This window comes from Protofrankia coriariae, assembly GCF_001017755.1.
Lineage (GTDB): Bacteria > Actinomycetota > Actinomycetes > Frankiales > Frankiaceae > Protofrankia > Protofrankia coriariae.
Genome location: NZ_JWIO01000057.1, coordinates 24,584 through 34,004 on the forward strand (window position 1 = coordinate 24,584; position 9,421 = coordinate 34,004).

The window sequence follows — 9,421 nt, forward strand, 5'->3', positions numbered from 1 at the left end:
GGCGGTGCGCCGGCTCGAGCCAGTAGCGTGACCGCTCGAACGGGTAGGTCGGCAGGTCCACCTGCTTCGGGCGCGGCCCGGCAGCCCCGGCGAACACGGTCGGGAGGTCGACCGGCACGCCGTGGGCGTGCAGCGCGCCGAGAGAGGTCAGGAACCGGCGCGGCCCCTCCTCGTCCCGTCGCAGCGACCCGACGGCCAGCGTCGGCAGCGGCCCGGCAACGGCGTCGAGCGTCTCCTGGACACCGATGGTGACCACCGGGTGCGGGCTGGACTCGACGAACACCCGGTGCCCTTCCGTCACCAGCTGGCGGATGACCGGTTCGAACCGGACGGTGCCGCGCAGGTTGCGGTACCAGTACTCGGCGTCGAGGCCGGCGGTGTCGATCAGTTCCCCGGTGAGCGTCGAATGGAACGGCACCGACGACGAACGGGGACGGATCTCGGCGAGCGCCGTCACGATCTCGTCGCGGATCGCCTCCACCTGCACGGAGTGCGACGCGTAGTCCACCGGGACGATCCGGGCCCGCACCCCGGCGGCGACCTGCGCGTCGACGAAGGCGTGCAGGGCGCCGACCGCGCCGGAGATGACGGTGGACGCCGGGCCGTTGATCGCGGCGACGTCGAGCTCGTCACCCCACGGGGCGATCAGCTCGGCGACCTGTGCCGCGGGCAGCGGCACGGAGGCCATCCCGCCGGCGCCCACGATCCGCCGCAGCACCGCCGCCCGCCGGGCGACGACCGCCGCCGCGTCGGACAGGCTCAGCGCACCGGCGACGTACGCGGCGGCGATCTCCCCCTGGGAGTGGCCGACGACCGCGGCCGGCTCGACACCGAAGGAGCGCCACAGCGCGGCGAGCGAGACCATCACGGCGAACAGGGCGGGCTGCACCACGTCCACCCTGCTCAGCCAGGCGTCGTCGGGATCGCGCAGCACGTCGCCCAACGTCCAGTCGACATGCTCGGCCAGCGCGCGCTCGCAGGCGCGCAGCTCGTCGGCGAACACCGGGAACGCCGCCGCCAGGTCGGCGGCCATGCCGAGCCACTGCGAGCCCTGCCCGGGAAAGACGAGGACGACCCGTCCCGGGTCGGCCGCCGCCGTGCCGGTGACCAGGTCGGGGCTGGGCGTCCCGGTGATCAGCGCGGCCAGGCCGCGGCGCAGCTCGTCGCGGTCCGCGGCGACGACGACCGCCCGCTCCTCGAACGTGGAGCGCCCGATGGCCAGCGCGTGCCCGACGTCGACCGGGCCGAGCTGTGGGTCGGCGTCGAGCAGCGCGTCGAGCCGCTCGGCGCTGGTGCGCAGCGCACTGGCGGTGCGCGCCGACAGCGTTACCGGTACCACCGCTGGCCCGGCGGTGGCCGCCTCGGCCGCCGTCCCGTCGCCATCTTCAATGTTGTTACTGTCGGTGACAGAAGGCTCCGGTGTGGTGTCCCCGCTGTCCTCGCTGTCCCCGGGTGGGCTTTCCAGGATGACGTGCGCGTTGGTGCCGCTGATCCCGAAGGCCGACACCNGACGTCCGGCCACGGCGTCGCCTCAAGCAGCGGCTCGACCGCGCCGGCGCTCCAGTCCACCTTGGGGGTGGGGGCGTCGACGTGCAGCGTCGGCGGCAGCACGCCGTGCTGGAGCGCCATGACCATCTTGATGACCCCGCCGACGGCCGCCGCCGCCTGGGCGTGGCCGATGTTGGACTTCAGCGACCCGAGCAGCAGCGGACGCCCCTCGGGCCGCTGCGCGCCGTAGGTCGCCAGCAGCGCCTGCGCCTCGATCGGGTCGCCGAGGACGGTGCCGGTGCCGTGCGCCTCCACCGCGTCGACGTCGGCGGGCCCCAGCCGGGCCGCGGCCAGCGCGGCGCGGATGACCCGCTGCTGCGCCGGGCCGTTCGGCGCGGTCAGCCCGTTGCTCGCGCACGTCGGAGTTGACGGCCGAGCCGCGGACCACGGCGAGCACGCGGTGGCCGTTGCGGCGGGCGTCGGAGAGCCGTTCGACGAGCAGCATGCCCGCCCCTTCGGCGAAACCGGTCCCGTCGGCGGTGGCGGCGAACGCCCGGCAGCGCCCGTCGGGCGACAGGCCGCGCTGCCGGCTGAAGTCGAGCAGCAGATGCGTGGTGGCCATCACCGTCACGCCGCCGACGAGCGCCAGGTCCGCCTCGCCGCGGCCCAGCGCCGCCCCGGCCAGGTGCAGGGCGACCAGGGACGACGAGCAGGCGGTGTCGATGGTCAGCGACGGGCCGTGCAGGCCGAACACGTAGGACACCCGGCCGGAGGCGACGGAGGCGGCGTTGCCGGTGCCCAGGTAGCCCTCGAACCCGTCCGGCGGGTCCGCCATCAGCCGGGAGACGTAGTCGTTGACGTTCAGCCCGGCGAACACGCCGGTGCGGGTGCCGCGCAGCGTCGTCGGATCGATGCCGGCCCGTTCCACCGCCTCCCACGCCGTCTCCAGCAGCAGCCGCTGCTGCGGGTCGGTGGCCAGCGCCTCCCGGGGGCTGATGCCGAAGAACGCCGGGTCGAACTGGTCGGCGTCGTGGAGGAAGCCGCCCTGGCGGGTGTAGACCTTCCCGGCCCGGTCCGGGTCGGGGTCGTAGAGGTCGTCCAGGGGCCAGCCCCGGTTGGTGGGGAAGTCGCCGACCGCGTCGGTGCCGGTGACGACCAGGCGCCACAGGTCCTCGGGGGAGCGGACGTCGCCGGGGAACCGGCAGGCCATGCCGATGATCGCAAGCGGTTCGGCGCTGTCCCCGCCGGAGCCGCCGGCGCGGACGGCGGTGACCACCGGCGCGCCCGCGGCGGGCCCGCTGCCGGCGAGCACCTCCAGGAGATGGTCGGTGAGCGCCCGCGGCGACGGATGGTCGAAGACGAGCGTCGCCGGCAGGGTCAGCCCGGTGACACGCCCGAGGCGGTTGCGTAGTTCGACCGCGGTCAGCGAGTCGAAGCCCAGGTCCTTGAACGACNCGGTCGGCCTCGACGGTCTCCCCGGCCGCGTAGCCGAGCACCGCCGCGACGCCGCGGTGCACCAGGGCGGCCACGGCGTCGGCCCGCTCCTGTGGGGGCAGCGCCAGCAGCCGGTCGCGCGGCGTCTGCCCGGCCGGGTCGCCGCCGGCGTCGGTGCCGGCACCGACGCCGGCGGGGNACCAGGCTGCGCAGCGGGGGCGGCACGACCGAGCCCGGCGCGCTCAGCGGCGTCGGATCCAGCCGGGCCGGAACGAGCACCGGATCCCGCGCGCCGAGCGTCGCGTCGAACAGTTCCAGCCCCTCGTCCAGGTCGAGGGGTACGACCCCGGTGCGGGTCAGGCGGGCGAGGTCGGCCCGGCTCAGGTCGGCGCCGAGCCCGGCCTCGCCGCCCCACAGCCCCCAGGCCAGGGAGGTGCCCGGCAGCCCGCGGGCCACCCGGTGGGTGGCGAGGGCGTCGAGGACGGCGTTGGCCGCGGCGTAGTTGGCCTGGCCGGCGGTACCGAGAATCCCGGTCACCGAGGAGAACAGCGAGAAGATCCGCAGGTCCAGCTCCCGGGTGAGCTCGTGCAGGTTCCACGCCGCGTCCACCTTCGGCCGCAGCACCGCGTCCAGCCGCTCGGGGGTGAGCGCCTCGACGATCGCGTCGTCGAGCACCCCGGCGGCGTGCACGACCGCGATCAGGGGATGCTCCGCCGGTATGGCGGCGAGCAGTTCGCGCAGCGCGTCGCGGTCGGCGACGTCGCCGGCGGTGACGGTGACGGCGGCGCCCAGCTCGGTCAGTTCCGTGGCCAGCTCGTCGGCGCCGGCCGCGGCGCGGCCACGCCGGCTGACCAGGAGCAGGTGACGGGCACCGTGCACGGTCACCAGCCGGCGGGCGATCAGCCCGCCGAGCAGGCCGGTGGCACCGGTGACGAGCACCGTGCCGTCGTCGAGCCGGGGTGTCTCGCCCCCCGGCGCCGCCGCCGCCAGCCGGGGGACGTACGCCGTCGTGCCGCGCAGCGCGAGCTGGGGCTCGTCGAGCGGCAGATCGGTGGGTACCGGGCTGACAGCGCCATGCGCTCCGTCCGTGCCAGCCGTGCCAGCCGTGTCAGCCGTGTCAGCCGCGCGGTCCACGTCGAGCAGGACGAACTGGTCGGGATGCTCGGTGGCGGCTGTGCGGACCAGCCCCCAGGCGGCGGCCGCCGCCGGATCGGTCACTTCGTCACCGTCGGAGACGGAGACTGCTCCTTGGGTGACCACGATCAGTCGGGCGTCGGCCGGTCGGCTCTCGGCGTCGGCCAGCCACCGCTGGACGGCGTGCAGCGTCTCGTGGGCGGTGCGCCGGGCCGCGGCGTCCACCTCCACCGGGCCGTCGGGTCCCGTCCCGGCCGGGTCGTGCCGCAGGTCCAGGACGGTCCAGCCGGGAGGCACCTGTGTCGATGCCGGCGCGGTGCCGGGCCACCAGGTCAGCGGCTGCCAGGCCAGCGTGTGCAGCGAGCCGTTGCGACCGCCGCCGGCGGCGGCGATCCGGGCCCGGTCGACTGTCGCGAGGGTCAGCGCCGCCACGGTCAGCAGCGGGTTGTCCGCACTGTCGGTGAGGGTCAGCGTGACCGTGCCGGTGCCGGCCGGGACGATCCGGACCCGCACCGTGCGCGGGAAGGCGCTGGTGTGCAGGCGGACGTCGGACCAGGCGAACGGCACCCGCGTACCGGCGCTGGCACCCTCCGCCGGGAGAGCGGCGTCGAAGGCGAGCGGGTGCAGGGCGGCGTCCAGCAGCGCCGGGTGCGGCAGGAAGCCGGGCGCGGACGTGTCGCCGTCCGGACCCGCGGCCGCCTCGGCGGCCACGTCGGCCACGTCGGCGGCCACGTCGACGGTCACCTCGGCGTAGGCCGCCTCCCCGTCGCGCCACAGCCGGCGCAGCCCCCGGAACGCCGGGCCGTAGCCGTACCCGTGCTCGGCGAGCCGGTCGTACCCGTCGCCGATCGGGATCTCGGTGGCGGTGGCCGGCGGCCAGGGCAGCGGGCCGTCGCCGGCACCCGGCACCGGTGCCGGCGGCACGGGGGTGTCCGCGGCGGCGAGCACCCCGGCGGCATGCCGGGTCCACTGCGGGCGGCCCGTCCGCGGCGGGCTGGAGTGGATCGCCACCGGCCGGTCACCGGCGTCGTTCGGGGCACCCACCGTCACCTGGACGCGCACCGCCTCCCGGTCCGGCAGCACCAGCGGGCTGTGCAGGGTGAGCTCGCGCAGCGCGCCGGAGCCCACCAGCCGGGCGGCGTGCAGGGCCAGTTCGACCACGGCGGCGCCCGGCAGCACCGGGGTGCCGAACAGGGCGTGGTCGGCCAGCCACGGCGTGCTGGCCAGCGACACCGTCCCGGTGAGCACCACGCCGGCGTCATCCGGCAGCTCGACCGCGCCTCCCAGCAGCGGATGCTCGGTGTTCCACAGGCCCAGCCCGTCCGCGTCCGGCCGGGTCGGGGCCGGGTCGAGCCAGTACCGGGCGTGCTGGAAGGCGTATGTCGGCAGCGCGGTCCGGCGGGCGCCGGGCAGCGCCCGCGCCCAGTCCAGGGCGCTGCCGTGCGCGTACAGGCGGGCCAGCGCCACGGTCAGCGTCTCGGCCTCCGGCCGGCCGGAGCGCAGCGACGGCACCAGGGCCGCGGTGGCGGCCCGCTCGCCGTCAAGGCCGTCACGCGCCATCGCGGTCAGCACCGCGTCCGGGCCGACCTCCAGGAAGCTGGAGACGCCCTGACCGTCCAGGTAGCGGACGCCGTCGAGGAAGCGGACGGTGCCGCGCAGCTGGGCGGCCCAGTAGTCCGCCGAGGCGAGCTGCTCGACGCCTGCCGGGCGGCCGGTCACGTTGGAGATGACGGGGATGCGGGGCGCGGTGACGTTCAGGTTGCCGACCACCGCCCGCAGTTCGTCGAGGACGGGGTCCATGTGCGCCGAGTGGAAGGCGTGGCTGACCCGCAGCTGGCGGACCCGACGGCCGCGGGCGCGCNGGCGCGCCAGCCGGCGGCCACCCGCTGGGCGATGTCGGCCGATCCGGAGATCACGACCGCGGTCGGGCCGTTGACGGCGGCGATGTCCACCGTCCCGGTGGCGTCGGTCGAGGAGCCAGCCGAGGTGCCGGCCCGGGTGGCGGCCAGAGCTTCGGCCAGGCTGGCGGTGACCTCCTCCTCCGTCGCCTCGATGGCGATCATCGCTCCGCCCGCCGGCGCGGCCTGCATCAGCCTGGCGCGGGTCGCCACCAGCGTGGCGGCGTCGCTGAGGGTCAGCGCCCCGGCCACGTGGGCGGCGGCGATCTCCCCGATGGAGTGGCCGGCGACGAAGTCGGGCCGCAGCCCACGGTGCTCGACCAACCGGAACAGCGCCACCTCCAGCGCGAACAGCGCCGGCTGGGTGTAGGCGGTCTGGTCGATCAGCGCCGCGGCGTCGCTGCCCGGCGCGGCGAACAGGATCTCCCGCAGCGGGTGGTCGAGCAGCGGGTCGAACTCAGCGATGATCTCGTCGAGCGCCGCCCGGAACACCGGCTCGGCGCGGTGGAGCTCCGCCCCGGCGCCGGGCCGCTGCGCGCCCTGGCCGGTGAACAGGACGGCGGTGCGGACCCCCCGGGCCGCGGTCTCCCGGGCGGCCAGGTTCTCCTCGCCGCGTTCCACCGCGGCCAGCCCGGCCAGCAGCGTCGCCGTGTCCCGGCCGGCGACGACGGCGGCCCGCCCGAGGCGGGCGCGGGCGGTGGCCAGCGAGAACGCGATGTCGCGGATGTCCGGCGCGGGCTGTTCGGCGACGAACCGGCGCAGCGCCCCGGCCTGGGCGCGCAGCGCCGCGTCGTCGTGCCCGGACACCACCCAGGCCACCGGCGCCGTCTCGCCCGAGGCGGTGCCAGCGCTGTCGACGGTGCCGGTGCCGTCAGCGGCAGTGCTGTCGGCGGTGTCGGCGGTGTCGGCGTCGGTGGTGTCCACGTCCGTCCCGGCGGCCGGGGCGACGGTGATCACCGCCTCGGCGCTGTCCGCGGCGGTGGGCTGCTCCAGGATGACGTGGGCGTTGGTACCGCTGATCCCGAACGACGACACCGCGGCCCGCCGGGGGCGTCCCGGCCCGTCCGGCCAGGTCACCGGTTCGGTGAGCAGCCGGACCGCCCCGGCCGACCAGTCCACGTGCTCGCTCGGCGCGTCGACGTGCAGCGTGCGGGGCAGTGCGCCGTGCCGCATCGCCTCGATCATCTTGATCACGCCGCCGACCCCGGACGCGGCCTGGGAGTGCCCGATGTTCGACTTCAGCGAGCCCAGCCAGCAGGGCTGGTCCGCCGGCCGCCGCTGGCCGTAGGTGGCCAGCAGCGCCTGGGCCTCGATCGGGTCACCCAGCCGGGTGCCGGTGCCGTGCCCTTCGACCGCGTCGACGTCGGCGGTGGTGAGCCCGGAGCTGGCCAGCGCCGCGCGGATGACCCGTTCCTGCGCCGGCCCGTTCGGGGCGGTCAGGCCGTTGCTGGCGCCGTCGGAGTTCACCGCCGAGCCGCGCAGCACCGCCAGCACCGGGTGGCCCGCCCGCCGGGCGTCGGACAGCCGCTCGACGAGGAGCAGGCCGGCCCCCTCGCTCCAGCCGGTGCCGTCGGCGCCGGTCGCGTACGACCGGCACCGGCCGTCCGGGGACAGGCCGCGCTGCCGGCTGAACTCGATGAACGTGCCCGGCGAGGCCATCACGGTGACGCCGCCGGCCAGGGCCAGGTCGCACTCCCCGGCCCGTATCGCCGCCGCGGCCAGGTGCAGCGCCACCAGCGACGAGGAGCAGGCGGTGTCGACGGTGACCGCGGGCCCCTCCAGCCCGTAGACGTAGGCCAGCCGGCCCGACACCACGCTGGAGGTGTTCCCGGTCAGCAGGTAGCCTTCGACGTTCTCCGGGGTGGCGGGCAGCCGGCTGGCGTAGTCGTCGTACATCACGCCGGCGAACACGCCGGTGCGGGAGCCGCGCAGCGCCGTCGGATCCAGGCCGGCGCGCTCGAAGGCCTCCCAGGCGACCTCCAGCAGCAGCCGCTGCTGCGGGTCGGTGGCCAGAGCCTCCCGTGGGGAGATACCGAACAGGTCGCGGTCGAACTGGTCGGCGTCGTGCAGGAACCCGCCGTGACGGGTGTAGGTCCGGCCCGGGATGTCGGGATCCGGGTCGTAGAGGGCGTCGACGTCCCAGCCGCGGTTGGTGGGGAAGTCGCTGATCGCGTCGGTGTCGGTGGCGACCAGCCGCCACAGGTCCTCCGGGGAACGCACCCCGCCGGGGTAGCGGCAGGNTGGTGGGGAATTCGGTGATGGCGCTGACCCCGGAGTTGATCAGTTCCCAGAGTTCGGTGGGGGTGGTGACGCCGCCGGGGAACCGGCAGCCCGCTCCCACGATCGCTATCGGCTCGTTCTCACGCGCGGTGACCTCGCGCAGCCGTCGACGGGTCTCCTGCAGATCCGTCGTCACCCGTCGCAGGTACTCCCGCAGTTTGTCCTCGTTAGCCATGGTGTTGTCAGCCCCTCAAACCGTCAGGGAGTACCGAGTTCGTTGTCGATGAAGGCGAAGATCTCGTCGTCGGACGCGTCGGGGGCCGGCCCCGCGGCACCGTTCCCACCACCGGTGTCGTGCCCGCCGTCGGTGCCGTTCCCGTCGCCGGGAGCACCGAGGTGGGCGCTCCCGTCCGTTGCGGCGAGCGCGTCGAGCAGCTTCCGCAAGCGTGCCGCGACGGCCTTGCGTCCCCCTTGGTCGGACGCGAGCGCCGGTAGCGCCGCCGCCAGCTCGTCCAGGCCGGCGAGCAGTGCCGCCGGGTCCGGGGCCGCCGCGGCGGCGAGCTGGCCGCGGACGTGGGTGGCCAGTTCGCCCACCGTCGGATAGTCGAAGACCAGCGTGGTGGGCAGCTGCAGCCCGGTCGCGTTGGTGAGCCGGTTGCGCAGCTCGACGGCGGTCAGCGAGTCGAACCCCAGGTCGAGCAGCCCACGCCGGTCGTCGAGGCTGGCCGAGGCGTCCAGGCCCAGGACGCCGGTGATCTCGCTGTGGACGAGGGCGCGGACCGCCGTGGTGCGGGCCGGCTCCGTCAGCGCGGCCCAGCGGTCGGCCGGCTGCCCGGCGCCGCCGTTGCGATCGGCCCCGGCGTCCGGCGCGGCCGCGCCCGATGGCAGGCCCGATGACAGGCCCGATGGCAGGCCCGATGGCAGGCCCGGTGCCGTGCCCGCTGCCGGGCGGGACGGCGTGGCGCTCCCGGCGGCGCCGGGGCGGGCCGGACAGCCCGCGGACCAGGCCGGCGGAACCCGGCCGGGTGGCCAGCGTCGGCAGGTCCAGCCGGGCGGGGACGAGGAGCGCGTCGTCCGCGCCCAGCGCCAGGTCGAACAGCTCCAGCGCGGACCGGTCGGGCAGCGGCAGGACGCCGGTGCGCGACAGTCGCCGCAGCGCGGCCGGATCCAGGCCGCCGCCCATCCCGTCCCCGTGCGCCCACAGGCCCCAGGCCAGCGAGATCGCCGGCAGGCCGCGGGCCCGCCGG

Annotated in this window: 4 protein-coding genes and 2 pseudogenes; all 6 read right to left on the reverse strand. The window is 76.1% G+C overall.

The features are described 5' to 3' along the window. Nucleotides 1-1,339 (reverse strand): acyltransferase domain-containing protein (locus tag FrCorBMG51_RS35150; protein ID WP_476742233.1); only part of this gene is annotated, 1,339 nt, incomplete at its 3' end. Beyond that, the gene (locus tag FrCorBMG51_RS35155) at nucleotides 1,327-2,097 is read right to left on the reverse strand and encodes a hypothetical protein (protein ID WP_476742234.1); all 771 of its coding nucleotides are present in this window, start codon (nucleotides 2,095-2,097) and stop codon (nucleotides 1,327-1,329) included. The genes FrCorBMG51_RS35150 and FrCorBMG51_RS35155, both read right to left, overlap by 13 nt. After that, nucleotides 2,024-2,929: pseudogene (locus FrCorBMG51_RS35160) on the reverse strand (acyl carrier protein); the annotation flags it as partial. The gene FrCorBMG51_RS35155 and the pseudogene FrCorBMG51_RS35160, both read right to left, overlap by 74 nt. After that, on the reverse strand, nucleotides 2,911-5,856 hold the full coding sequence (locus FrCorBMG51_RS35165) for an SDR family NAD(P)-dependent oxidoreductase (protein ID WP_052914946.1): 2,946 nt from the start codon (nucleotides 5,854-5,856) through the stop codon (nucleotides 2,911-2,913). The pseudogene FrCorBMG51_RS35160 and the gene FrCorBMG51_RS35165, both read right to left, overlap by 19 nt. Next, a pseudogene (locus FrCorBMG51_RS35170) lies at nucleotides 5,811-8,409 on the reverse strand (type I polyketide synthase). The gene FrCorBMG51_RS35165 and the pseudogene FrCorBMG51_RS35170 overlap by 46 nt, the downstream one beginning before the upstream one ends. 23 nt (nucleotides 8,410-8,432) lie before the next feature. Further along, nucleotides 8,433-9,421 (reverse strand): phosphopantetheine-binding protein (locus FrCorBMG51_RS22310; protein WP_047224965.1); only part of this gene is annotated, 989 nt, incomplete at its 5' end.